Annotated in this window: 21 protein-coding genes and 1 tRNA gene; 5 read left to right on the forward strand and 17 right to left on the reverse strand. The window is 44.9% G+C overall.

Going from position 1 to position 23,794, the window contains the following annotated elements:
• From ACX0G7_RS23170 to ACX0G7_RS23215, 10 genes are all read right to left on the reverse strand, one after another.
• On the reverse strand, positions 1–955 hold a 955-nt coding region (locus ACX0G7_RS23170; protein ID WP_458925912.1), incomplete at its 3' end, for a LysM peptidoglycan-binding domain-containing protein.
• Between the two features lie 41 nt (positions 956–996).
• Positions 997–2,379, reverse strand: coding sequence for a methyltransferase RsmF C-terminal domain-like protein (locus ACX0G7_RS23175; RefSeq protein WP_458925913.1), 1,383 nt, complete (start codon positions 2,377–2,379; stop codon positions 997–999).
• Positions 2,380–2,447: 68 nt separating this feature from the next.
• Positions 2,448–3,965 carry an NAD(P)(+) transhydrogenase (Re/Si-specific) subunit beta gene (locus ACX0G7_RS23180; protein WP_458925914.1) on the reverse strand — a complete coding sequence of 506 codons (1,518 nt, stop codon included), beginning with the start codon at positions 3,963–3,965 and terminating at the stop codon, positions 2,448–2,450.
• A gap of 12 nt (positions 3,966–3,977) precedes the next feature.
• On the reverse strand, positions 3,978–4,286 hold the full coding sequence (locus tag ACX0G7_RS23185) for an NAD(P) transhydrogenase subunit alpha part 2 (protein WP_458925915.1): 309 nt from the start codon (positions 4,284–4,286) through the stop codon (positions 3,978–3,980).
• 178 nt (positions 4,287–4,464) lie between these two features.
• Positions 4,465–5,595, reverse strand: coding sequence for an NAD(P) transhydrogenase subunit alpha (locus ACX0G7_RS23190; RefSeq protein ID WP_458925916.1), 1,131 nt, complete (start codon positions 5,593–5,595; stop codon positions 4,465–4,467).
• A 65-nt stretch (positions 5,596–5,660) separates the two neighbouring features.
• Complete coding sequence (locus ACX0G7_RS23195) at positions 5,661–6,458, reverse strand: O-methyltransferase (RefSeq protein ID WP_458925917.1); 798 nt, start codon at positions 6,456–6,458, stop codon at positions 5,661–5,663.
• Between the two features lie 18 nt (positions 6,459–6,476).
• Complete coding sequence (locus ACX0G7_RS23200; protein WP_458925918.1) at positions 6,477–6,974, reverse strand: dihydrofolate reductase; 498 nt, start codon at positions 6,972–6,974, stop codon at positions 6,477–6,479.
• A gap of 28 nt (positions 6,975–7,002) precedes the next feature.
• Positions 7,003–7,818, reverse strand: a complete 816-nt coding sequence (locus ACX0G7_RS23205; protein WP_458925919.1) for a thymidylate synthase — start codon at positions 7,816–7,818, stop codon at positions 7,003–7,005.
• Positions 7,819–8,397: 579 nt separating this feature from the next.
• On the reverse strand, positions 8,398–9,291 hold the full coding sequence (locus ACX0G7_RS23210) for a hypothetical protein (RefSeq protein WP_458925920.1): 894 nt from the start codon (positions 9,289–9,291) through the stop codon (positions 8,398–8,400).
• Between the two features lie 180 nt (positions 9,292–9,471).
• Complete coding sequence (locus ACX0G7_RS23215) at positions 9,472–10,251, reverse strand: hypothetical protein (RefSeq protein WP_458925921.1); 780 nt, start codon at positions 10,249–10,251, stop codon at positions 9,472–9,474.
• Between the two features lie 249 nt (positions 10,252–10,500).
• On the opposite strand from ACX0G7_RS23215, the gene ACX0G7_RS23220 reads away from it, so the two are divergent.
• On the forward strand, positions 10,501–11,079 hold the full coding sequence (locus tag ACX0G7_RS23220; protein ID WP_458925922.1) for a cupin domain-containing protein: 579 nt from the start codon (positions 10,501–10,503) through the stop codon (positions 11,077–11,079).
• A gap of 268 nt (positions 11,080–11,347) precedes the next feature.
• Here ACX0G7_RS23220 and ACX0G7_RS23225 read toward each other — a convergent pair.
• A tRNA-Val gene (locus ACX0G7_RS23225) sits at positions 11,348–11,422 on the reverse strand.
• Positions 11,423–11,684: 262 nt separating this feature from the next.
• A complete protein-coding gene (locus tag ACX0G7_RS23230; protein ID WP_458925923.1) occupies positions 11,685–12,902 on the reverse strand; it encodes a proline dehydrogenase family protein in 1,218 nt (405 codons plus the stop codon).
• Between the two features lie 36 nt (positions 12,903–12,938).
• Between ACX0G7_RS23230 and ACX0G7_RS23235 the strand changes: the two genes are divergently transcribed.
• Positions 12,939–14,087, forward strand: coding sequence for a mandelate racemase/muconate lactonizing enzyme family protein (locus ACX0G7_RS23235; protein WP_458925924.1), 1,149 nt, complete (start codon positions 12,939–12,941; stop codon positions 14,085–14,087).
• On the forward strand, positions 14,087–14,608 hold the full coding sequence (locus tag ACX0G7_RS23240) for an acyl-CoA thioesterase (RefSeq protein WP_458925925.1): 522 nt from the start codon (positions 14,087–14,089) through the stop codon (positions 14,606–14,608). Before ACX0G7_RS23235 ends, ACX0G7_RS23240 begins: the two co-directional genes overlap by 1 nt.
• 170 nt (positions 14,609–14,778) lie before the next feature.
• Here the strand turns inward: ACX0G7_RS23240 and ACX0G7_RS23245 are convergent, their stop codons facing one another.
• Positions 14,779–15,441, reverse strand: coding sequence for a lysophospholipid acyltransferase family protein (locus tag ACX0G7_RS23245; RefSeq protein ID WP_458925926.1), 663 nt, complete (start codon positions 15,439–15,441; stop codon positions 14,779–14,781).
• A gap of 186 nt (positions 15,442–15,627) precedes the next feature.
• Here ACX0G7_RS23245 and ACX0G7_RS23250 point away from each other — a divergent pair, with 186 nt between their 5' ends.
• Entirely contained in the window at positions 15,628–16,338 is a 711-nt protein-coding gene (locus ACX0G7_RS23250; RefSeq protein WP_458925927.1) for an SIMPL domain-containing protein, read from the forward strand.
• A gap of 78 nt (positions 16,339–16,416) precedes the next feature.
• A complete protein-coding gene (gene hxpB / locus ACX0G7_RS23255; RefSeq protein ID WP_458925928.1) occupies positions 16,417–17,079 on the forward strand; it encodes a hexitol phosphatase HxpB in 663 nt (220 codons plus the stop codon).
• A 93-nt stretch (positions 17,080–17,172) separates the two neighbouring features.
• Here hxpB and ACX0G7_RS23260 read toward each other — a convergent pair whose 3' ends face one another.
• The 4 genes from ACX0G7_RS23260 to ACX0G7_RS23275 form a co-directional block, all read right to left on the reverse strand.
• Positions 17,173–19,038: a T9SS type A sorting domain-containing protein gene (locus ACX0G7_RS23260; RefSeq protein WP_458925929.1), complete on the reverse strand. Its 1,866-nt coding sequence runs from the start codon at positions 19,036–19,038 to the stop codon at positions 17,173–17,175.
• A gap of 262 nt (positions 19,039–19,300) precedes the next feature.
• A complete protein-coding gene (rpsA, locus tag ACX0G7_RS23265) occupies positions 19,301–21,253 on the reverse strand; it encodes a 30S ribosomal protein S1 (protein ID WP_458925930.1) in 1,953 nt (650 codons plus the stop codon).
• 87 nt (positions 21,254–21,340) lie between these two features.
• Positions 21,341–22,561, reverse strand: coding sequence for a BaiN/RdsA family NAD(P)/FAD-dependent oxidoreductase (locus ACX0G7_RS23270; protein WP_458925931.1), 1,221 nt, complete (start codon positions 22,559–22,561; stop codon positions 21,341–21,343).
• A 344-nt stretch (positions 22,562–22,905) separates the two neighbouring features.
• Positions 22,906–23,742, reverse strand: coding sequence for a hypothetical protein (locus tag ACX0G7_RS23275; protein ID WP_458925932.1), 837 nt, complete (start codon positions 23,740–23,742; stop codon positions 22,906–22,908).
• Positions 23,743–23,794: the final 52 nt, after the last annotated feature.

Below are 23,794 nucleotides of genomic sequence, written 5' to 3' on the forward strand. Positions count from 1 at the left end.
TGCTTTCTTTCATCTCCGGAAGCTGACCAAGCACCTTCGCATAGATCGATTTATTAGTCGAAGAGAAAGTTACTTTTACAATAGTTCCTATCGGAACATTGTTCATGAGCGCGTAATATTTGCCATCACTCCAGCCGCTGGTGCTTTTGAAAGTGCCTGCATTTCCGGTTGTAGTCTTTCCACTTTCATTGTACTGGCTCTTAAAAAAACCGCCCTTATGATTTGCCGGTGCACCATTGTTGGAAGACGTATTGATCACCTCCGGCTTTGAGTTGGGCACCTCGCGAACAGGCGAAGGCTCTTCTTTTGACGCTGGTGGAACCACCGGAGGAGTTGTTGCTTTTGAGCCGGCAGTTTGGGTCACTGCCCTGGAGCCTGGATCTTCGGTTTTTTTGACATCTGCATCCGCCGCAGCCGGTTTGGCCGTTTCCTGCACCGCAACTGGTGACGAACCACCTACAGTGATTTTGTTAGATCCACCCGAAGCAAAGGGAGATTGATCACCCTTCACCTTGAGATAACCAACAACCAGCCTGGTACCATTTTTAAGCTGGTCAGAGCTAAGGTTGTTCCATTTTTTAAGGTTATCAGCAGGCACCTTGTTATAGTTTACACTAACACGGTACATGCCTTCTTTTTCAGATACGATATGGTAGAGAGGGATAAAAGTTTCATCCGGTAATTTCTTATCATTCTGTGAGAAGTTGCCCGCAGTTAATGGTATTCTTAATAGTTGCCCGATGGCCAGAGGTTTATCGATTGAAGTTTTGTTATAGGGAGCTAATTCCTTTGGGCTGAGATTATACATCCGGCCAATGCTGTACCAATTTTCTTTGGCTACTACGGTATGCACCAGGTGAAGATTGGGTGAAGATCCCTGGATGATCAATCCTGTTTGAGAACTTACTGCCTGGCACACTACTATTAACAAAACTATAAATCTGATTCTCAACATAGAACTTGTGTTTCTGCTATCGTACAAAGATGTGAAATATTTTAATTGTTTTCGCTTTTGAGAATGCGCCATTCTTTCGGATAATAGTTGTTTGTACGGTTTGATAATACTTTTATCCATCCAAGTTTAACTCCTTCGTACAAAACAAGTGCCCATCCCCTTAACGAACCATCTGTTTTAACTTCTTCCTTCCGTAAATATTGTAGCGCCTCCTGGAGTTTTAACGATATGCCAACAATTTTCTTACTTATAACGTTGCTCAAAGCAAGAGAATGATCCGGCACGATATCCTTTCCAGCCACCTTACCGATCGCAACCCCGGCCTTCCTGATATAAAGATTTCCGGCAATAATCAGTAATGCATCAGTAAGTACCGATGGCATTGCAAAAATCAGGTCACCTGATTTCCAGATGGACAGGGGTATGTCGTTATCGATCCACGGTAACACAATGCTGTGCTCCTCTTTTGATAGCTTTTGCAACATCGTTTTCCTGGGTGGCTTCACTTGTTGAGTTGTGCCCTCAACCTTTCTGAAACAGCTCAGGAAAAAACCTTCACCTTTCAATTTATCCGGATAAAACCTATACCCCTGGGCCTTGTTTTTGGGAGATAAAGAAGGCACGATACCCCAATCACTATCCAGCAGCAGGGGGAGGTTCACCATTGCAAATTCATCTGTGAGCCAGTCAGCGATGGCTTCATCCTCATCCGGCGAATAAGAGCACGTTGAATAAATCAATATTCCATCCGTTTTCAGGCAGGGCATTATGTCAGCAAGAATACGTTGCTGTCGCTGGCAGCAAAGCTCCACATTTTGTTCACTCCATTCCCTGACAGCGTCAGGATCACGGCGAAATAACCCCGAACCCGAACATGGCGCATCAACAACCACCACATCAAAAAAATTTTCGAGCCTCGCAAAATCCTTCGGGTCATTATTAGTGACGATAACATTTTCGGCACCCCATTTTGTAAGATTCTCCTCGAGAATGTTTGCCCTTGAACGTATCACGTCATTACTTACCAGTAAACTATCTGCATTTATCAATGATTGCAAAAGAGTTGACTTACCTCCGGGGGCAGCACAAAGATCGAGGACCCTGAGTGGCTGATCCAACGTAACCGTTTGTCTCAGTGCCTGCTCAAGAAACATTGATGACGCTTCCTGAACATAATATACACCTGCATGAAGCAAAGGATCAAAAGTAAAAAACGGACGTTCTGGAAGATAATAGCCGTATGATGACCATGGCACCCGCTCGTATTTCTGATCAGGATTTAAACCCGCACTCTTGGATGGATTATAGCGAATGGCAGTGACCGCTGCCCGGCTTGAATGAACCTGCTCGAATTTTTTCCTGTCGAATCCGGGAACACCTTCAAGGCTGTTTAATAATGACTCGGGCAAGTTATGTAAGGACATTGGCAAATTTACGCCTCTCCGGCGAAGTTGATTAAATTAGATAAGCCTTGTATCGATTGTCAGATAACCTACACGCTTTTAACCTCAGCGATAAGATCCTGCAAAACTTTCTTGGCATCACCAAACAGCATGGAGCTTTTTGGCTGGAAAAACAGATCGTTTTCAATCCCGGCATAACCCGGCTTCATACTTCTCTTGTTGATGATTACCAGCTTTGCGAGTTCAACATCCAGGATAGGCATCCCATAGATCGGGGAATTAGTATCGGTTTTGGCTGCCGGGTTCACGACATCATTGGCGCCAAGAATCAACACCACATCAGTAGATGGAAATTCTTCATTGGCCTGTTCCATCTCAACCAGCTTTTCATAGCTAACGTCAGCTTCAGCAAGTAGCACGTTCATATGACCAGGCATCCGGCCTGCAACAGGATGAATAGCATACTTTACGTCGACACCTTTCTCTGTCAGCATTTTTTCAAGCTCATGGCATGCATGCTGTGCCTGGGCAACAGCAAGGCCATAACCCGGAACGATGATCACTTTAGCGGCATAACTCATTACTACTGCAGCATCGGTGAGGCTTATTTCTTTATAGTTACCCTGGTCCTTTTTCGCGCCTTCTGAGCTTTTTGCTCCCCCGCCAAATGACCCTATCAATACATTCAGCAATGAACGGTTCATCGCTTTGCACATCAGGATAGTAAGCAGGGTTCCCGCTGCGCCAACCAGTATTCCACCGGTAAGCATAACCTTATTGTTGTACAGGAAGCCGCCACATGCGGCTGCAACACCGGTAAAGGAGTTAAGAAGAGAGATAACCACCGGCATATCCGCCCCACCGATAGGCAGTACAAAAAGGATCCCGTATATGAGGGATAAAGCAACAATGCTATAGAATAAAATATATGGCCAGGATGTGACCTGGACCCGGAGATCGTTACCGAAAACAGGTGCCACCACAAAAGCATCATTGATGTGAATAAGCAGCCATGCTGCTCCTAACAGTATCAAACCAAAAATGATAAGATTGGCTATGTGTTGACCTTTGAAAGCAAAGTCATTGATCTTTCCATTCAGTTTGCCCCACGCGATCATGGAACCGGCAAAAGAGATAGCACCAATTACAAGCCCGGCAAGAATAATAAGCAACTGGCTTGTTGAAATTCCATTGTCCATCGAAAACTCAACATGCTCGCGGGTAGCTGAAAAGACCACGCTGGTATTAACAACGGGTTGAGAGAGCAGATGATTAAATTCAACTATTGATATGAGTGCAGCACAGGCGCCGCCCATGCCATTGAACAAACTAACCATCTCCGGCATTGCGGTCATCTTGACTTTCCTGGCCGCAAGTGTTCCGATAACCCCTCCTATCGCAAGACCGGCAAAGATCCAGGCATAATTACCCAGGCCTATGCCTTCATCTTCATAAAGAAATATGGTCCCCAGTATTGCGAGCGTCATTCCACCGGCGGCGATAAGGTTACCCTTTCGTGCGGATGCGGGGTTAGACAACATCTTAAGACCGATGATAAATGTCAGGGATCCGATGATATAAATGAGAGTGAGTATACTTAGTTCCATATCAATAGATTCCTATTTCTTTTTTTTAAACATTTCCAGCATCCTGTCAGTTACAACAAATCCGCCAACCACATTTAGTGTACCCAGAATCACCGCAAGAAATCCCAGTACCAGTGCGGGATAATTATCTGCTTCGGCTTTACCCATCACGATGATTGCGCCAATGATAACAACACCATGTATGGCATTGGCACCACTCATAAGTGGTGTGTGCAACACGGATGGCACACGGCCTATCACCTCTATACCCACAAAGATCATGAGGGCAACGATGTAGATCATCTGTTCATTCAATAGAACCCAGTCAAGAAAATTATTCATAGAAAATCATTTCATCATTCTTTTATGCTTCCGGTTAATTGATAGCCAACATCACTATGCATAGTATTCAAGTTATTACGGTTGATTGATGGCCGTCGCTATTCACAGTCCAACTCCTACTGATTGAAAGATGATCGTCATCCCCATTTACGGTGTTGAACGCTTCTTCCCCTTAGGACTAAGCCGGTTCAGTCAGCAGCGTTTTTACCTTTTCATGCATCACCGTACCATTATGTGTGATGCAACACCCTATCACCAGGTCATCAGCGAAATTCAGGTTCAGTCCTCCTTCTTTTGTTATGATGAGCTGAAGGAAGTTCAATACATTCTTGCCATATAATTTGCTTGCATCCGAGGGCATCGTTGATGGCAACACAGAATTACCGATTATGGTCACACCATGATGAACAATCGCCTGGTTGTTGACGGTAAGCTCAGCGTTGCCACCTGTGCCAGCGGCGAGATCAATAATAACTGAACCTTTTCTCATTCGCTCTATCATCTCTGTAGTGATAAGCAAAGGGGCCTTCTTACCTGGTATCTGGGCAGTAGTGATAACAATATCAGCTTTAGCTATACTTTCTGCGATCTTATCTTTCTGTCTCTTCATAAATTCCGGGGTCTGCTCAACAGCATAACCACCGGCTTTACTCGCGTCGGCAGCTCCCTCCACCTCTATGAATTTCGCCCCGAGACTCATCACTTCTTCTTTCACTGCTGGCCTCGTGTCAAATACCTCTACAACCGATCCGAGTCTTTTTGCAGTTGCAATTGCCTGCAAACCTGCAACACCTGCTCCAAGGATTAGTACCCTGGCAGGTGCTATACTACCTGCGGCAGTCATCAGCATGGGTAAATAGCGGCTATAAGTATTCCCAGCAAGCAATACCGCTTTATACCCTGCAATATTTGCCTGGGAGCTTAGCACGTCCATGCTTTGTGCCCTGGTTGTCCGGGGCAGCATGTCAAGACTGAAACTCGTGATACCGGCAGAAGCCCAATTGGCAACCGTTGACGGGGAATATAGCGGCTGATAAATGCCGATTAGTGTTTTTGACGCGAATTGTTCGATGGCAGGTGTTTCCGGTGGATGCATACATAAGATCAGATCAGCATCTTTTACAACAGCCTCGCGGGTATGAAGCGTTGCGCCAACAAGTGCGTAATCAGGGTCAGAGGCAAAAGCCCGTTCGCCTGCACCCTTTTCAACATAAACCTGCACTCCCTTTTTGATTAGTGCGGCGGCGATATCCGGAAGAACTGAAACCCTGGTTTCGAATGTTGGTTCTCTGAGTACGCCAATTATCATAGTTTAAATGGATGTTGAGGGCATTAAGGTACCAAAAATTTTTTGTAGTGTCTAGCCGAGCCGTTTTAAAATCGGATACTAAAGTGCTGGGGTACCCGGAATTCTTTCCGGAAAAGAAGAATGCCAACGAAGAATAGGTCAATACTCATGGTAACTGCAGCGTGCACGCGGCAATAATCCCAGGCTTTTTCCATTTCCCCGCTCCAGTGAATATCATCCATTATCACTATTGAATACTCATGGATTGCCGGGAGAAGCTGTTGAAAATAGTTGATAGTTGGCTCAAACCGGTGGTTACCGTCAATAAAAATAAAGTCAACTTTAGCCGTATTTGTTAGTGTTGGTGGGATGGTGTCGTCGAAGTTTCCGTTTATCTGGCTGATATTTTTAATGCCGAGTTTTTTAAACAGTTGAGTTGCATACGCAGCAATTTCGTCTGACCCCTCAAATGTCAAAACCGTGGCAGATGGCCTGGCCAATGCAAGATATGCTGTGGTTGTGCCCAGCGAAGTACCAAGCTCCATCATGGTCTCCGGTTTAAAATAAGCCGCCATCCGAAACAAAAGCTTTGCATATTTCGGTGGTTTCAGCGCATGTTTTGCAATCTCGCTTACCCTCCTGTTTTTTGTTTTTGTGTGACCAGACCCAGCGCCGAAATCAGTAACATGCAGCAAAGAATGATCTCTTAACATTATTTTTCTCTCCGACTCGATCTGATCATAAACGGAGTACCGGGACCGGTCGTTCAACACATTTTTTATGAAGTCAAATACGAATGGGGAATGTATCCCGTGACCCCTGGAGTTGGATGAATGGATATAATAACGAAGATATTTGAAAGCCAGCCGAACGGGGGAATACATCGGGAGATCCTGTTTCGGTTATACTTTCCTGTTAGATTCCCAAACCTCGATAGAAAAGGGGTATTCATGTTTTTCATCTTTGGGAAAATCTACTTTGTAAGACAGCTTCCACGAGTTATCCAATGCCGGAAAGTGTGTGTCTCCATCAAATTTCCCATGAACCCGGGTAAGATGAATTTTGTTGGCCCTTCCAATTGCCTGAGCATATATCTCACCCCCACCCAATACAAATACTTCTTTGGTATCGGCCTGTTCGGCAGCCTTATATGCAGACTGAAGATCGTTTACTACTACCACACCTTCAGGCTGCCAGTTCTTTTTTCGGGTGATGACAATATTATACCTGCCATGTAATGGTTTGCCGAGGGATTCAAAGGTTTTCCTTCCCATGATGACTGGCATCGCCCAGGTAACATTCTTAAAATATTTCAGGTCGGTTGGAAGGTGCCAGAGTAGTTTATTATTTTTCCCGATAACATTGTTATCTGATGCGGCTACAACTAAACTTATAATCATTCCGGCTGAATTAATTGAAACAATGAAGCTATACAGCTACGGGAGCTTTTATAGCAGGGTGTGATTGATAATTTTCAAGGGTAAAATCAGAAAAACTGAAGTCGAATATATTTCTTATTTCCGGGTTTATTTTCATAACTGGTAAAGGGAATGGTTCACGGCTCAGTTGAAGATTTGCCTGTTCGAGGTGATTACTATACAGGTGAACATCTCCAAAAGTGTGTATAAAATCACCCGGCAACATATCGCAAACCTGGGCTATCATCAGCGTCAGTAATGCATAAGAAGCAATATTAAAAGGCACACCAAGGAATACATCTGCGGAACGCTGATACAGCTGGCATGACAACCTTGGTTTCGAGTCGGGCGAAGTGGCAGGTGACACATAGAACTGGAACATTGTGTGACATGGCATCAGTGCCATGTTTTCGAGGTCGGCAACGTTCCAGGCACTTACGATCATCCGTCTGCTGTCGGGGTTAGTTTTCAATTGCCTGATCACGTCCGAAATCTGGTCATAGACCTTGCCATTCGCACCTTCCCAGCTGCGCCATTGCTTGCCATACACGGGTCCCAGGTCTCCATTTTCATCCGCCCATTCGTCCCAGATCCTGACACCGTTTTCCTTCAGGTAAGCAATATTGGTACCGCCCTGGAGGAACCAGAGTAACTCATGAATGATGCTTTTCAGGTGTAATTTCTTGGTGGTAACGAGGGGAAACCCTTTTTGGAGGTCGAAGCGAAGCTGGTGCCCGAATACACTTGTTGTTCCTGTGCCGGTACGGTCGCTTTTGCCGACTCCTTTGTCTATAATATGCTTTACCAGGTCCAGATACTGTTGCATGGCTGCAATTTATGATAAGAAGCTTAATTTAAAGTTTCATCTATTCACATGCGGGGCATAAGTTTTTTTGAAGTCGCACACAATTATCACTAACCCCGTTTTCAGGATTATATCAAATATTATCCACGGTTGAGGTGAGGTCTAAGTCCCCTGTAAGGAATCTGCCATCAGGAAGCCAGTGTCAGAATCCAACTTCGGGAATCGATCTTCGGGAATTGATCCTCAAGTATTCATGAATGGACTTTGGAGCGGGCTTCAGTGAAGGCCTCCAGGAATGGACTTCAAAACTGATTTCGGGAATGGACTTCAGGAACTGATTTCGGAAATGCAATTCAGGACCTATTTTAGGACCGGTTTCAGGAACTGAATTCAGGTAACAGGTTTGGGGAATGCACTTCGGGAGCCGACTTCAGGAACGAATTGAGGAATGGAATTCACGGAACAGACCCGACGAATGTGCTTCGGGAACTGGCTTCAGGAACGAATCCAGGAATGGAATTCACGGAACAGACCTGACGAATGTGCTTCGGGAACGGGCTTAAGGAATAGTTGTATCGAATAGCTGTCAGGAATTCAGGCTTAGGAATGACCAGTTTCAGCCATCTCAGTTTCGTTAACCCTTGAGGTTCCTGATGTCTTATCTGGTTTATCGGTGTTTCCTTCGGCGGTACTCAGATTTTTATCTATTGTAGTTGCCGGACCCTGGTCCAACAACCGCAGGCTCTTGTTATGCTGATCCTGCAACTCTTTAAGGCTGTTCTCCAGCCGGTTAATTTGCTCCTGCATCGAATCTTTTTCAATCCGGTACATGCTCGCCGCCGCATCGCTGTCGTCAAGCTGCTGTTTCACATGCTCATATGATATGGTCATTTTCTCGAGAAGTGCCGCATTGTCCCGGAACTGAAATTCGAGTTCATGGAACGCCTTGATCCGGGCTTCGAGCTGCTGCTGTAGAAAGAAAACATGGCTTTTTTGTTCATTGATAAGGTCGTGCAGGTAGGCTGATGAGGCGGGCGAGTCTGTATCAGAAGAAAACAGGCTTGCTCCCAAAACACTATTATCACTCAGATCCTCTTTTACCTGGTACTCTGATGTCGTTGGCACCGGGGGCAGGTGTTCGATCAATTCCTTGCCGTTCAGCGTCGATACTTCATCATTTAAAGCAGCTACCCTCAGGTTAAGAGATTCCGGTGGAATAACCTCTTTAGCAAAAGTCAATGCATGCTGAAGTTCCCTGATCCTTTTCTTATAATGCAACACCTCTTTTTGTAACCTGGAAACCAGCGAAATATCGACAACCTGGTCCACCGGCAGGTCAGGATTCTCCAGGCGCCGGAGTGCATTTTTTTTCTTCTGACGATAATGAAATATGGTGGTTACTATAAAACTTATGATGATAAGGGGTACTGCTATCCATAACACTATCTTAAGAAATAAAGTAAACTCATCAAATGAGGCAAGTAATAATACCATGTCGAACAGTTTAAGTAACGCAATGTTGGGGCTACTAATCCGGAAAATCAGGTTTAACAATGGGTATCAGTTACGGGCGACCTGCAAAATAAGATCCAGAACGGTTTAAAACACTACCCGGAAGTCAATTTTAAGCAATTTTTACGTAAGCCTCAGCAGCCAGCCCTACATTCGCAAGCCTTACATTGGCAAAGCAGACCTGCTCCAGACCTCATGAATTTTTTCACCTCTGCTGCTCAGGCCTTTATGGATCCATTTGCCGTTTTCCACGCTTCCTTCGAAACTCAGACTCGCTCCGACCCGGCTACTGTCGCGGGAAAAAAACACTATATTTTCGGTGTATTTGCCGTCTTTGAATGTGTAAGTCCCACCGCCCGTGCCGGAAAACTCCCTGGTTTCGGTGTTTATCGCCGCCCACTGGAAGCGGGTGCCGGTGAGAATTTTTATTGTCTTCCTCGCCCCGGGTTTCATTTCATTCATTTTATCACCCTGCATGCGGCCGGTTATCTGCCAGTTGCCGGCCAAAGCCCCGGTCCCATCATCGACCTTCGCCCAGGAAGCCCGGGTGCCAGTGATATCAGTGTTGAGTGTATTTCCCTGTATGGAATAATTGAAAGACGCTTCCGTCCCGACAAGATTTTTATCGACGGTGCTGAATTCAAAATTGACGACTATTTTATTTCCATCGACTCGGTACTTCCCGCCCTGGGTAGACACAAACTTTTTAGCGGAAGTCGAATAAGCAGTATGGGTAAAATAATTGTCGATAAAGACCACTACCTGTTCGCCGCCGTTTTCTTTCAGGGCCCAGGCACCTTTAAACGGGCCATCGGCAGGTAAAAGATCATGATGCGTATTTCTTCTTGAATTCCTGAGGTTATCGTTGTCGCGGAAACTGTTCCCTATCGTGAGTACCAGGAAGAAAACGATAAGTCGAAAGAGTTGAGATCTGTAGCGCATAGCGTACTAGTATTTATGAATTATGAGATAGGAATCAAAAAAAGCCGGGCCTTTTTTAACTCTTATTTCCGCATCACATTTTCAATGACGGCAGCAATTCTTTCAAATTTAGATACTCCACCTGACATTCCAATGTTTATTACACTTTGAGATATCCGGCGATTTGATCTAAACAACGAAGGCGCGGAGATACAGCCGCCTCCCCAAGGTAACAGTATGTTATCTTTGTGAATAGCAAAAACATGACCAATGAAGAGGAATAAATTTCTGTTATCGCTGTTGGCTTCCCTATCTCTTCCCTTTCAATCTTTCTCACACTTCAGAGGACTGTTTTTGCGTAATGAAAAGGGATTCCAGGTAAAATCCGGGGAAGGCAGGATACATGGCCACATTGAGCTGCGGGGTAGTTTGTCACTTAATGTTGATGTAAAAATTTCTGGTAATGACACCGGAGGAGAGCTCGCCATTTTTGAGCAAACTTCATTAATGCAGGGACGTGGCTGGCCTCTTCATCTTCACCAATCCCAGGATAAAACCATTTACATTTCAGAAGGCGAGTACCTGTTTGTAGTGGGTGATGAGAAATATACTCTCAATGCGGGTGATCATTTGTTTATACCAAGGAAGGTTCCACATGCCTGGTCATTGTTAAGTGAAACGGGGAAGGCAATCGTGACCATGCAACCAGCGGGAAAACTCGAAGCCTTTTTGCTGGAAGTCGCAGCCTTAACATACGATCCCACACCGGCAGCGATAAATAAGTTATTTGAAAACCATGAAATGGAAGTAGTAGGTCCGGGCCTAAGAATCGATGAACCAACTTTCTGACCCAATTCCCAGGTGGACTGCGTCCGCCGAAGCCGGTAAACTTCAACTACACTTCAAATCCCCAAAGGCCCGTAGGTGGACTTCGTCCGCCGAAGCCAGTAATCTCCAACCACACCGCAAATCCCCAAAGGCCCGTAGGTGGACTTCGTCCGCCGAAGCCCGTAATCTTCAACCACATCGCAAATCCCCAAAGGCCCGTAGGTGGACTTCGTCCGCCGAAGCCCGTAAAATTCAACCACACTAAAAAATCAACCGCCAAGGGCGTAGGTGGACCGCACTGGATTCGAACCAGTGACCCCTACTCTGTCAAAGTAATGCTCTAAACCAACTGAGCTAGCGGTCCTTTTGAGTCGGCAAATATAAAATAATAAATATCGATTTCATCCTTCATCTGAAATTCATTTGACTATTTCTTCATGGGGACGCCTGCTACTAATTAAGTCTTTCTCCAATTATTTCTTTCTTCCAATTATTCCTTTCTTCCAATTATTTCTTTCTCCCAATTACTTCTTTCTTCCAATTACTTCTTTCTTCCGATTACTTCTTTCACCCAATTACTTCTTTCTCCTAAATCCTTCTTCCTCCTGATTACCTCTTCTTCCTGATTACTTCTTTCTGCGCTTCAATTCTTTTTTGATCAACCCCAGTTCCCTCCCGGTATGTCCGGAGACAGAACTGTTTTCCTGGGCGCGTCGCATGAGATATGGAATCACATCTTTGATGGGACCGAACGGAAGATATTTGCTTACATGGCAACCTGCCCGCGCGAGGTTAAAAGTGATATTGTCGCTCATGCCATACAGCTGCGAAAAATGAACGTGGGGATGATTGAACGGTATGCCTTTATTTTCAAGCAACACGGTCGCCCGCATATTACTTTCTTCGTTGTGCGAAGCTATGATCAAACCGATCCGGTCAATATGATCAATACAATATTCGACTGCTTCGTTGTAATCGTCATCGCTTGATTGTTTGGATGGTTGAATAGGTGAAGGATAACCGAATTCATCCGCGCGTTTTCTTTCCTTCTCCATATATGCACCTCTCACCAGTTTCGCACCAAGTAGGAAGTTCTCCCTGATAGCTTGTTTCAGGCTGTTCTTCAGAAATACCAGGCGATCATGCCGGTATAGCTGGATCGTATTGTAAACAACAACCTTATCATTATTATATTGCTGCATCATCTGCATGGTCAGCGCATCTACCGGATCCTGTATCCATGTCTCTTCCGCATCTACCAGAACGCCTACATTTCCTTCTTCCGCTGCGGCAATGATTTTCTTCATCCTGTTAACCACTCTTTCCCATTCAGCCTTTTCGGCAGCAGTAAGCACCTCCGTGTGCACAATGCCTTCATAACCACTTTTGTCACTGGCAGCTTTATCCAGTTTTTCGAGTAAAGAGAACCGGGCAAACCCGGTAACTTTTATACTCATCAGTGGAATATTTGGTTGTGTTGAAGCATATTTAATAACGCGGATAAACTCCTCAGTGGCATGGTCAAAGTTTGCTTCTCCATCCTTTCCTTCAACGCCATAATCAAGGATTACCTGAACTCCATATTTGCCTAAATTATCCGCAACCCTGGCGGTGTCTTCCAGGGTTTCACCCCCTACAAATTGTTTAAAGATGGTATTCCTGATAATGCCTTTAACAGGCAACCCGAGTTTTATGGCAAGAGGTGTTAAGCTGGTTCCAAGTTTTACAAGTGCGGGTACCCCCATTGAAGAAAAAAGTAAGGACGCTCTCTTAAGGTCTTTGTCGGATTTATATTCAAACGCGTATTCAGTATTGTCGAATGAAATTTTCGGGTGAGCCTCCATACTTATGAACTGTTGAAAGGCAAAAGTAAGCCAGAAATGTCAGGATTTGCTGATTTCTACGTTCTGAACTATACCTTCGCAGCCATGAAGATCACGCATACAGATATATATAAATTCAGTATACCTATGCACCCGTTCACCATAGCAACGGGTACGATGCACTATGCACAAAACCTGTTCATAAGACTACATACAGATGCAGGTTATTATGGTGTGGGTGAGTGTTCCGCCTTTCCAATGATAGCCGGCGAAACCCAGGCGACCTGTTTTGAAATGGCAAAAGACTTTGCGGCCATCTGGAAAAATAAACGGGCTGATGAGATAGATCAGAGAATGCTTGAATTACACCAGGCTACAGCCTTTAATGGTACGGTGAAAAGCGCTTTTGATATGGCCTTATATGACCTTGCTTCCAGGCAGGCCAATAAACCATTGTATGAGTATCTTGGAGGTAAGAAAAACAAAAGATTGGAGACCGATATTACTGTCGGCATCGGCGCGCCTGACCTGATGGCGCGGCAGGCTGCGGCATTTGTGAAGCAGGGTTTCCGTATAATCAAGGTCAAACTAGGCAAAGAACCTGACGAAGATATTGAACGTATTCATGCAATACGGAACGCTATACCTCCTGAAGTCGTTTTACGTATCGACGCTAACCAGGGTTGGACATTTGAATCTGCGGTGAAAGTTCTGCAGGCACTCGGAACTTCCAATGTGGCATTTTGTGAACAACCTATGCGTGCCTATGATGATGAGTATCTTCCACGGTTAAGACAACTTTCTCCCATCCCTATCATGGCCGATGAGAGTGTTTTCAATCATCACGATGCAAAAAGGCTTATTCGCGACAATGCCTGCGATTATATCAATATAAAGCTTGCCAAATCCGGCGGCATACTCGAGGCGCTGGAAATAAACCGGATCTGCGCAGAACATAACATCCCTTGTATGATGGGTGGTATGCTGGAGAGTCGTGTTGCCCTCAGCGCGTTTGCCCACCTCGCGATGGCCTGCGATAATATTGTATTCAACGATATGGATACCTGCATGCTCGGTCATAAACTTGATCCGGTAACAGGTGGCGTACACTATGACGGCTATTATGTGGAACTGCCGGCCGGACCAGGCATAGGCGCAGATGCCGATGATGAATTTTTAAAAACCCTTGAAAAAATAACGATCTGATGAATTCAATTACAAAAACACCGAAAGATTCCAATGTTGTAATGACCGAACTCGTGCTTCCGAATGATACAAATACATTTGGTAATCTGATGGGAGGTAGATTGATGTACTGGATGGATATCGCTGCTGCACTTGCAGCAATGAAGCACGCAGGTGCACCAGTTGTAACGGCTTCGGTCGATAATATTTCCTTTGAAAATCCCATCAGGCTGGGTAATGTGGTCCATATTGAAGCCAGGGTTTCAAGGGCATTTACCACTTCTATGGAAGTATACATCAGGGTTTCGGGGGAAGATGCAATACAGCAGACCAAGTATAAAAGCAATGAGGCGTATTATACCTTTGTTTCATTGGGTACAGATGGCCGGGCGATCCCCGTTCATCCCCTGGTGCCTGAATCGGAGGAGGAAATAAAACTATTTGATGGCGCGCTTCGCAGAAGGCAGTTGCGTTTGATCCTTGGCGGTAAGATGAAACCTGATGATGCGACAGAATTAAAAGCATTGTTCAAACAAGAGTAAGAATAGCTTTTCTCAAGATTAACAGTATGGTTTATTCAAGGCTGACAGTACCTATTATTCAAGGCCGGCAGTACGGTTTATCCAAGAATAAAAATACTCTGGTCCGGAATAACAAATCACACTATTCAATGATAACAGTAGAGTGTAGTAAGGAATAACAGTACGATGAGTCAGGCGGTATCTCCGCCGGTAGCAGGCATGAACTTCTTACTTTGTTCAATAGAGTCCATGATCACCTCAAGCATTTCATCACTGGGCATATCGAAGTCCAGCTGTAATGGTGCTTTGAAGTTCACAGTAAGTTTCACGCCCTTCTTACGCATTTTCAACCCTGTTTTATCGAAGGCTGTTGAGAAGCCGTTTATCACTACCGGGATCACAACCGGTTTGGTTGTTTTGATGATGATCGCTGTACCCTTTCTGCCCGGTGCATAGGGCCTGGTCGTTCCCTGGGGGAAGGTAATGATCCAGTTTTCCTTTAATGACCGGGTTACTTTCCGGGTATCCGAGGGATCGAGCCCCTTACGTTTCACTGTAGCTTCCGGATTCCAGGTACGCTTTACTTTCAGGGCTCCGGCAAGGGCAAATATCCTTGTCAACCAATTTGATTTCATGGTTTCTTCAGCAGCAACAAAAAAGACCCTGGTAAATGGATTAAGGAGATAATACGGGATGCCAAGTTTATTTCTTTTTCCCCACTTCACTGCACCGAAGATGTGAAGGAAACAAATAACATCCGCAAAATAGGTCTGGTGATTGCTTACAAACAATACATTTTCCGGGGGAAGTTTCTCAAAATGTTCAGTACCCGTGATTTCCAGTTTATTAATCATGTTTAACCCGGGATAAGAAACAGAACCTACGAGCACATAGATTAACTTCTTGACTAAATTGACCTTCTTAAGTCTATCCCACAAAGGGTGCATGCGAATCAGTTTAACTATAACCAGTACCGTTAGAAAATGCTGAACTTTTATGTAATTGCTAAAATTAACGCATCCTGATCTAAAAGAGAGTTTATGAAAAGATTTATTTTAGCATTAAGTGTATTGCTTACTACGTTTGGTTCTGATGCCCAGCCCCCCGCCCCTAAGACCTATCCAAAAACAATCCAGGTAACGGGGATTTCGGAACTCAATATCGATCCGGATGAAATACATGTATTGGTTACCCTGAAAGAATTTGAAAAAAAAGGTAAAGAGAAAACGGATATTGGTACCATTCGAAATGGTTTCCTCGCAAGTGTCCGAAAAGTGGGAATTGCTGATACCGCAATCCAGATATCTTCCGTCAACGGAAACACCGGGGTAGAATGGTGGAGGAAAAGAAATCAAAAAGAGGAGTTGTATGCTTCGATCACGTATGAGATCATTTTCCACGATGCTCAAAAGATTGATGAACTTACAGATCTTCTGGACGATGATGCGACAGAATATTTTGTTGTATCAAAAATTACCCATAGTAACCTGGTTGGTCTACAAAAACAATTAAGAATAGACGCCCTAAAGGCAGCAAAAGCGAAGGCTGTTTATCTTGCAGAAGCGATCTCAGAAAACGTGGGCAGCGCTATTACCATCACTGAAATTTCATATCCGCAGGTCTTTGACAATGTGAGGGCTTATTCAAATACTATGTCCTATAAAACTGATGAGGTGGCGGAAAGGGCTAAACCGGAATTCAAAAAGCTTAACCTGAAATCGGAGATGAGTGTAGTGTTCGAGATCAGGTAGTGTTCGGGATCAGGTAATGTTTATCGGCGGACCAGCCATTGGATTGGTGAAGAGATGACCAAGGCTTAACTTTGAGCAATGCAACTTACCACTGTCATCTTTGATATGGATGGCCTGCTGATAGACTCAGAACCATTCTGGGCTGAAGCAGGCTCTGAGACCCTCGCAAAATATGATATCAGGTTATCCGAAGAACAATATCATACTTCAACCGGGTTAAGAACCCGGGAATGGATCGAGTGGTGGTTCACTGCATTCAATATAGACCTGAAATACACTGAAGCAGCAGAACAAACCATCGTGACTACCGCAATTGAAAAAATAAGGGATAACGCACTCCCTATGCCCGGTGTCAATTATATTCTTGATTTTTTCAAAAGCCGGCAGTACCATATTGGTCTCGCTTCGTCTTCGCCCCTTGCACTGATTGATGTTGTAATCGAAAAACTCGACATTGCTGACTATGTCCACGCAAAGACTTCTGCTGAACATTTACCCAAGGGCAAACCACATCCACAGGTTTACCTGAACTGCGCAGCAAAATTAAATGTGTTGCCGATGCAGTGCCTGTGTTTTGAAGATTCATTCAATGGCCTGATTGCCGCCAAGGCCGCACGCATGAAATGTGTTGCGATTCCCGATAAACATTTCGCCAGTCAGTTGCGATGGAATGCAGCTGACCTGATACTTGGAAGCCTTGACCAGTTTGATGAGAAAAAACTTGCAATTCTGAACCGGTAAGAAAGCCCCCGTCGGAAACGGGGGCTGGCAGGGAGGGGTTTGACGGTTAAAAGTCGTTATAGTAATTGTTCAGGCTGCTATGTAAAACGATTGCTATTTTTGAATGATTAGTCTCGTAAAGATTGATTGGCCGTTCACCAGCACATGTACATTATAAACTGCCGCGGGTAGTTTGTTGACAGACTCAAGAACAACAGCGTTATCTCCTGTATTGAGCTTATGGATTTCCGAACTTAAGACTGATCCCTGCATGTTTAGTACAGATACATTTGCCTGCCCTTTTTCGGATGACCTGATATTTACAACCGGGTTCGATCTGGCGGGGTTGGGATAGATATTTACCATTAGCGCAGGAATACCGGCTTGCTTAACGGTTATAATTTTACTATATGTGAAACTGCCATCGTTATCTACCAATTTCAGGCGATAATACATGGTTTTTGTTGTTAACCCCGGATTGAAGAACCCGTAAGCCTGCGCCGAAGAAGCGTTATTTTTGGAAGCTATCGTGCCAATGTTCCGGAAATCTCTTCCATCAGTAGAAACCTGGACATCAAAATGACTCAGGGTCTCCCCATTTTCGGTTGTCCATTTCAGTTGTGTTCCTTCAGCAAGATTACCCGCAGTGAAAGAAATAAGGTTTAACGGTAAAACAATGAAGGCCGAGGTAATAATTCCCGAGTTGTTAGTTCCTGCTCCACCCGGTGCCCTTGTACCACCAATCCAGTTTTCACCACCAGTTCCGTTCAGGCTGTTGACAGTTGTGTTTGATGTTGGTAGTTGACCGGAAAAAAGTATAGCGCCCTGGCCACCGCCTGCGCCGCCACCGTGTGCGCCGCCATTATTAACATTGCCCCCGTCGCCACCGTTGGTGGTAATGGCTAAATGTTTATTGTTTCCGATGTTCCAGTTATTTACCTGGAAGGCTATGGTTCCACCGGCACCACCACCGCCGGCTCCGTCATTACCGACAGGATTGCCATCTTCACCGTTAGCGCTGATCCTCAATGTCGCCCCCGAACCGGTTGTCCGTACCTGGTCGGCAGCAATATAAATGAACCCCCCACCGTTGCCACCTTTGTTGTTTGAATTATCATTTCCTTCACCCGATCCACCCCCGCCACCAAGAAAAACTTTTCCCAGGCTGAGTGAAACGCTTAAAGAAGCTCCGCCGACTCCTCCGGTGGCTGAAGAGCAGCTCCACCCGATAGCACCTGTTCCGCCTGCGGTGAAATTTGCGCCGCCGCCACCACCACTGTTTATGGTATTGGCTCCCCCACCACCATTGATCATCTTGCCTTTACCTGCAGCAAATGCAGGATTTGTATTTTTATATATGCCTTCTCCCTTGTTTCCAAACCATGGATCAACTGCATTATAATAGGTTGTTGAATTACAGGTTCCATAGTTAGCAGAACTTACATCCGTTGCTCCACCACGAAAACCAGCGTTATCTGCAAGTATATTATGCCTGAGTGTAAGTGTGCCGTTGACATTAAACGCCACTACGCCCCCAACTACACCATTCCATGGAACAGCAACAATGTCTGCGTTTGTAGAAAAATTTGATCCAAGTGTTGGGAAGGTAATAATCTGGACACTGCTGTTGGCACCAGTGGTAAAACTGCTATTCAATGAACCGGTAAGTGTGATAAGATTTACTATTCCTCCTACCCGGGCAACCAGTGCAATTGTTGCAAATTCATAACGGCCTGTGTTTGATATGTTCGCCAGGTCCCCAAAGTTGCTATTGTTGCCCGTATTCGAACCGATAACATTGTCCTGCATTTGCATGACCATTACCCGGTCACCGATATTGAACACGTCGTGGGTTTCAATGGGACTGCTTATCGATAATACAGGCCCCGCAATTGATGTAACATTCGCATAACCGTTAACCTGGGCGCGAATAATATATGCTGAAAGCAAAACCGGTAACAGCATTAATAATCTTTTCATAGGTAGGGATTAATCTCGCCATGCTATCTTCCAAGAAAAATACCATAGTTATATCCCGTTGACCCTCAGCCGATTACAATACTCTCACCATTGGAATAATTCCCATAGCGGGACGAAGTTTCCAAATCTGGCACTTTTTTAATGGTTTACATTTATAAGTTACTAAGTCAAAATAGCGAACACTCCAGGTTAAAACAGCATAAAAAAAAAGGGCCGTCCTAACCGAAGTCTGGACGGCCCCTGATGTATTTTTCACGATCACTTATTCTTTTTCTGCACTTTCTCCGCCCTGTTGTTCTTCTTCTTTCAACTTGGCTTTGATTTCTGCAAGCGCCCCAAGGTCACCCAGTGTGGTCTTTTCAACCTTGCTCTGGATTGTCTTAACCGCTTTCTTGGTTTTGTCAGCCTCAGTCCTTGCTTCCTTACGGGCAGCTTCTTTCTCTTCCACTTTTGATTGCTCCCATATACGTGTGTGTGACACAACAATACGTTTTTCATTGCGATCAAATTCGATCACCATGAACTGGTTGCTTTCATCAGCTCCGAGAGTTTTGCCTTCTTCAGTCTGCAGATGACGGTTTGGCGCAAATCCTTCAAGACCGTATTGCAACTGAACAATAGCACCCTTATCATCCTTACGGATAATAGTTCCTTCATGAACTGTACCTACAGCGAACGTATCCTGTAGTGTATTCCAGGGATCTTCTTCAAGTTGTTTGTGTCCTAACTGAAGTTTACGGTTCTCCTTGTCTATGCCAAGAATCACCACTTCGATATGTTCACCAACCTTTGTGTATTCTGATGGATGGTTGAAACGTTTCAGCCAGCTTAAATCGCTGATGTGAATCATTCCACCAATGCCCGGAGACAACTCAACGAACACACCGTAAGGAGTGATGTTTTTAACAAGACCTTTGTGGCGGCTGCTTTCAGGGAACTTGTTTTCGATCGTGCTCCATGGATCTTCGCTCATTTGTTTGATAGACAAACTCATTTTGCGATTGTCCTTATCCAGGGTAACGATCTTTGCTTCATGCTCATCACCAAGCTTAAAGAATTCTTTAGCATTGATCGGTGTATTAGCCCATGTGATCTCACTTACGTGAACCAGACCTTCAACACCAGGCATAATTTCAAGGAACGCGCCATAATCTTCTATGTTCACAACCTTGCCCTTCACTACGGAACCTTCATTGATGTTTTCACCAAGAACATCCCACGGATGCGGAGTAAGTTGTTTCAGACCAAGGCTGATACGCTTTTTCTCATCATCGAAATCAAGTACCACAACCTTGAGTTTCTGATCAAGTTTGAGTACTTCAGATGGATGACTGATACGACCCCAGCTGATATCAGTGATATACAACAGACCGTCTAATCCACCAAGATCCATGAACGCTCCGAAATCAGTGATATTCTTGATTGTTCCTTCAAGTACCTGGCCTCTTTCGAGTTTGCTCATGATCTCTGCACGTTGTGCTTCGATATCGCTTTCAATAAGTGCCTTGTGAGATACTACAGCATTTTTGATCGCTTCGTTGATCTTAACTACTTTAAATTCCATAGTCTTACCAACAAACTGATCGTAATCAGTTACCGGCTTAACGTCAATCTGTGAACCTGGCAGGAACGTTTCCATTCCGAATACATCCACGATAAGACCACCCTTGGTTTTTGAAGTAACAGTACCCGTAATAACCTCACCGGTTTTGTGAACTTCAACGATCCTCTCCCAGGCGCGGGTTACACGTGCCTGCTTGCGGCTAAGATTAAGGTGACCTTCCCTGTCTTCTTTTTCAACAACCATAACTTCCACTTCATCTCCGATTTTGAGATTTGGCAGATCACGGAATTCATTGAAAGAAACAAGACCATCACTTTTGAAACCGATATTGATTACAACATCTGTCTTGGTCAAAGCAACTACAAGTCCTTTTACAAGTTCTCCATCACTCACAGCTTTGAAAGTACCTTCGTAAACGACATCGTACTTTTCTTTTTCTTCTTTGGTGTAAGCAGCAACATTTCTTTTGTCGATACTCCAGTCAAAATCGTCATGCGCTGTTTGAGCAACTTCAACGTGACCGTTGCTTTTCCCATTGGAAGGCGCAGCGGCTTCTACAGGTGCATTTTGTGTCGCTGTAGCTTCTGCAGGTTGATCCGCAGTTGGCTCCTGTGATTCAGCGTTTGGGTTAACAATATTGTTTTCAGACATAATTAAAACCCGATTGTTTTTTTGTTTCGGGGGTGCAAAGATACCTTTTTAGTGACAAAAAACCGACTATCCGCGCAAAAAAACAGCTTACACAGATGCAATGGCGCTGGCCGCAATGTAGCCACTGGTCCATGCATGCTGGAAATTGTAGCCTCCTGTGATCCCGTCCACATTCATTATCTCACCGGCAAAGAATAAACCCGGCCAAAGCTTGCTTTCCATAGTGTTTGCATTGATCTCCGACAGATTTATTCCCCCGGCGGTAACGAACTCTTCTTTGAAAGTTGTTTTGCCGGAAACCTGGTACTCTTTTGCCAACAGGTTAATAACCAGCCTGTTTTGATTGGCCGATGGCAGATCCGCCCATCTCCACTCCGGTTTACACCCGGATTCGGCAAGCAGGTATTCCCAAAGACGCTGGGGCAGGCCAAAATGGTTCCGGCCTGCGATTTTTTGACTGGCAGCGGTTTCCCGGAGCGAACGAAGCTGTTCTCTTAATCCCGGTTCGTTCCACCCGGCCAGCCAGTTGACGAGTATACGGAAACTGTAAGCACTGTCTGCGAGCATCCGGGCGCCCCAGGCGCTTAATTTCAGGATCGCCGGACCGCTCATCCCCCAGTGAGTGATCAGGAGCGGGCCGGTTTGCTCAAGCCTTGAACCGGCAATTTTTACCTGGGCCGATTCAACGCTTACTCCCATCAATGCGGTAACCGGATTGCCGGGCATATTAAACGTAAAAAGGGACGGCACAGGATCTTCAATCGTATGTCCGAGTTGGGTGAGCCATGCAAATGAAGCGGGTTTTGGATAACCCCCGCATGCAACACAAACAAAATCGCAATCCATAAAATCATCGGAAAAACTCAGTCGCCACTTGTTGCCATCTTTTTTGATGGCCTTTACATCTTTGTTGTAAAACAATGTGACACCGAGCTTATTCATTTCCCTAAGCAGGCAGTCGATGATTGTTTCAGAGCTGTTTGTAACGGGGAACATACGACCATCGGCTTCGGCCCGGATCATCACTCCCCGTGAACGAAACCATTCAATAGTATCGGTTGTAAAGAACTGGTGGAACGACCTCTTCACGAGATTACCACCGCGTGGATAGCGCTTAGCCATGACCGGTATATCAAAGCATTCGTGCGTTACGTTGCATCTTCCGCCGCCAGAGATTCTTACCTTGGCAAGCACTTTGGATGTTTTTTCCACGATGATTACTTCAAGTTCAGGATTCAGTCTTTTGGCGTTTACTGCACAGAAAAAGCCTGCAGCGCCGCCACCTATTACGATCAGTCTTTTCTTCATTCCGGCGAATATTCTGGTGCCCAAAACTATAGGCAAAAGCTTAACCGGAGCTATTTTTTTCAGCGAGCCGGAACTATTTTTTTGAGGGAGATGAAGAATTCCCGATAAGGAGAAGCTCCTGAGCTGACTGTTAACCAAATGAAACAAGCTCCTGGATCTGAGCGTTAGAAGGTCCTGATCTAAGTGTTAACCAAAAGAAAGAAACTCCTGAGCTGAGCGTTAGAAGGTCCTGATCTAAGTGTTAACCAAAAGAAAGAAGGTCCTGATCCGAGCGTTAACCAAAAGAAAGAAGGTCCTGATCTGAGTGTTACTTAGATGAACGAAAGTCCTGATCTGACTCTTAGTTAGATGATTATACCAGGAAACCTCAGGAAGCTGATCCACCAGATTTCGTCCCAATGCACAAATTCAAACTGTCCGTCTCCTTTCACGTCAATGCTACCTCCATCCGGCAGTAATCCTGAATATTCCACCTCAAATGACACGATTGCCAATTCCTCCATGATCAGGATATCGGATATGGTGAGCCGTTTTAACAGAAGTGATGAGAATTCATCCCGCGAAGCCCTGATAACGCTTGCTGCTTCTTTATACCCGACCATCATACCGGAACTGGTTCTGACTCTTGAATACAAACCGTATTGCGGCATGAGGAGCAGATCATCAAAAATAAAATTCACGAAACATCGCGTGGCCTGCCGCAAATCGTACTGGTGATTAGGATAAAAATCTTCATAACAGAAATGCATATAGCAGTCATTCATCCCGGAGTGATCAATCTCCATCTGCAAAAACTCGGTAACAATAAAATTGTATAGCGTCCGGTCGGGGTATTTTTCAAGTGTATCCAGGACAATCTTATGTTGATACAGCAAATCAGTGGCAATACCGAGATTTTTAGAGACCTCTTCATCGTTTAGCGATGCCTCGTCCGGGAATACTGGCTCCCCGAGCAGCGTGCAGATGATTTCACGCCCGCAGCCTGTGGACGCGTTTTTTTCAAAGTCATAAACGGATCGTAAAAAATGATTCTCTATGGCCGGGTCTACGCGTTGTTCGGGCAAGAAGATCTGGGCTCCGAACTCTGCATTTAATTTCATTAAAAGGATCTCGTTTTCGAGTATGAATGAGGACCTCGATTGTTCACTGTTATCGTCTGGCTGGTGATCTAGTGGGGACATGCTCATGAATGATTGTTTAAGTAAATGTAAAAGCGAAAGCCCTTCACGCGGA

It is taken from the genome of Flavitalea antarctica, from assembly GCF_054461535.1.

Bases quoted from the DNA above. Each gene is read 5' to 3' on its own strand.
- ACX0G7_RS23240 (WP_458925925.1), top strand. From the start codon at position 14,087: ATGAATTCAATTACAAAAACACCGAAAGATTCCAATGTTGTAATGACC.
- ACX0G7_RS23185 (WP_458925915.1), bottom strand. From the start codon at position 4,286: ATGAATAATTTTCTTGACTGGGTTCTATTGAATGAACAGATGATCTAC.
- ACX0G7_RS23175 (WP_458925913.1), bottom strand. From the start codon at position 2,379: ATGTCCTTACATAACTTGCCCGAGTCATTATTAAACAGCCTTGAAGGT.
- ACX0G7_RS23200 (WP_458925918.1), bottom strand. From the start codon at position 6,974: ATGATTATAAGTTTAGTTGTAGCCGCATCAGATAACAATGTTATCGGG.
- ACX0G7_RS23215 (WP_458925921.1), bottom strand. From the start codon at position 10,251: ATGCGCTACAGATCTCAACTCTTTCGACTTATCGTTTTCTTCCTGGTA.
- ACX0G7_RS23270 (WP_458925931.1), bottom strand. From the start codon at position 22,561: ATGAAGAAAAGACTGATCGTAATAGGTGGCGGCGCTGCAGGCTTTTTC.
- ACX0G7_RS23220 (WP_458925922.1), top strand. From the start codon at position 10,501: ATGAAGAGGAATAAATTTCTGTTATCGCTGTTGGCTTCCCTATCTCTT.
- ACX0G7_RS23230 (WP_458925923.1), bottom strand. From the start codon at position 12,902: ATGGAGGCTCACCCGAAAATTTCATTCGACAATACTGAATACGCGTTT.
- ACX0G7_RS23245 (WP_458925926.1), bottom strand. From the start codon at position 15,441: ATGATTAATAAACTGGAAATCACGGGTACTGAACATTTTGAGAAACTT.
- ACX0G7_RS23250 (WP_458925927.1), top strand. From the start codon at position 15,628: ATGAAAAGATTTATTTTAGCATTAAGTGTATTGCTTACTACGTTTGGT.
- ACX0G7_RS23210 (WP_458925920.1), bottom strand. From the start codon at position 9,291: ATGGTATTATTACTTGCCTCATTTGATGAGTTTACTTTATTTCTTAAG.
- ACX0G7_RS23195 (WP_458925917.1), bottom strand. From the start codon at position 6,458: ATGTATTCCCCCGTTCGGCTGGCTTTCAAATATCTTCGTTATTATATC.
- ACX0G7_RS23235 (WP_458925924.1), top strand. From the start codon at position 12,939: ATGTCAGGATTTGCTGATTTCTACGTTCTGAACTATACCTTCGCAGCC.
- ACX0G7_RS23205 (WP_458925919.1), bottom strand. From the start codon at position 7,818: ATGCAACAGTATCTGGACCTGGTAAAGCATATTATAGACAAAGGAGTC.
- ACX0G7_RS23190 (WP_458925916.1), bottom strand. From the start codon at position 5,595: ATGATAATTGGCGTACTCAGAGAACCAACATTCGAAACCAGGGTTTCA.
- hxpB (WP_458925928.1), top strand. From the start codon at position 16,417: ATGCAACTTACCACTGTCATCTTTGATATGGATGGCCTGCTGATAGAC.
- ACX0G7_RS23260 (WP_458925929.1), bottom strand. From the start codon at position 19,038: ATGAAAAGATTATTAATGCTGTTACCGGTTTTGCTTTCAGCATATATT.
- ACX0G7_RS23275 (WP_458925932.1), bottom strand. From the start codon at position 23,742: ATGTCCCCACTAGATCACCAGCCAGACGATAACAGTGAACAATCGAGG.
- ACX0G7_RS23180 (WP_458925914.1), bottom strand. From the start codon at position 3,965: ATGGAACTAAGTATACTCACTCTCATTTATATCATCGGATCCCTGACA.
- rpsA (WP_458925930.1), bottom strand. From the start codon at position 21,253: ATGTCTGAAAACAATATTGTTAACCCAAACGCTGAATCACAGGAGCCA.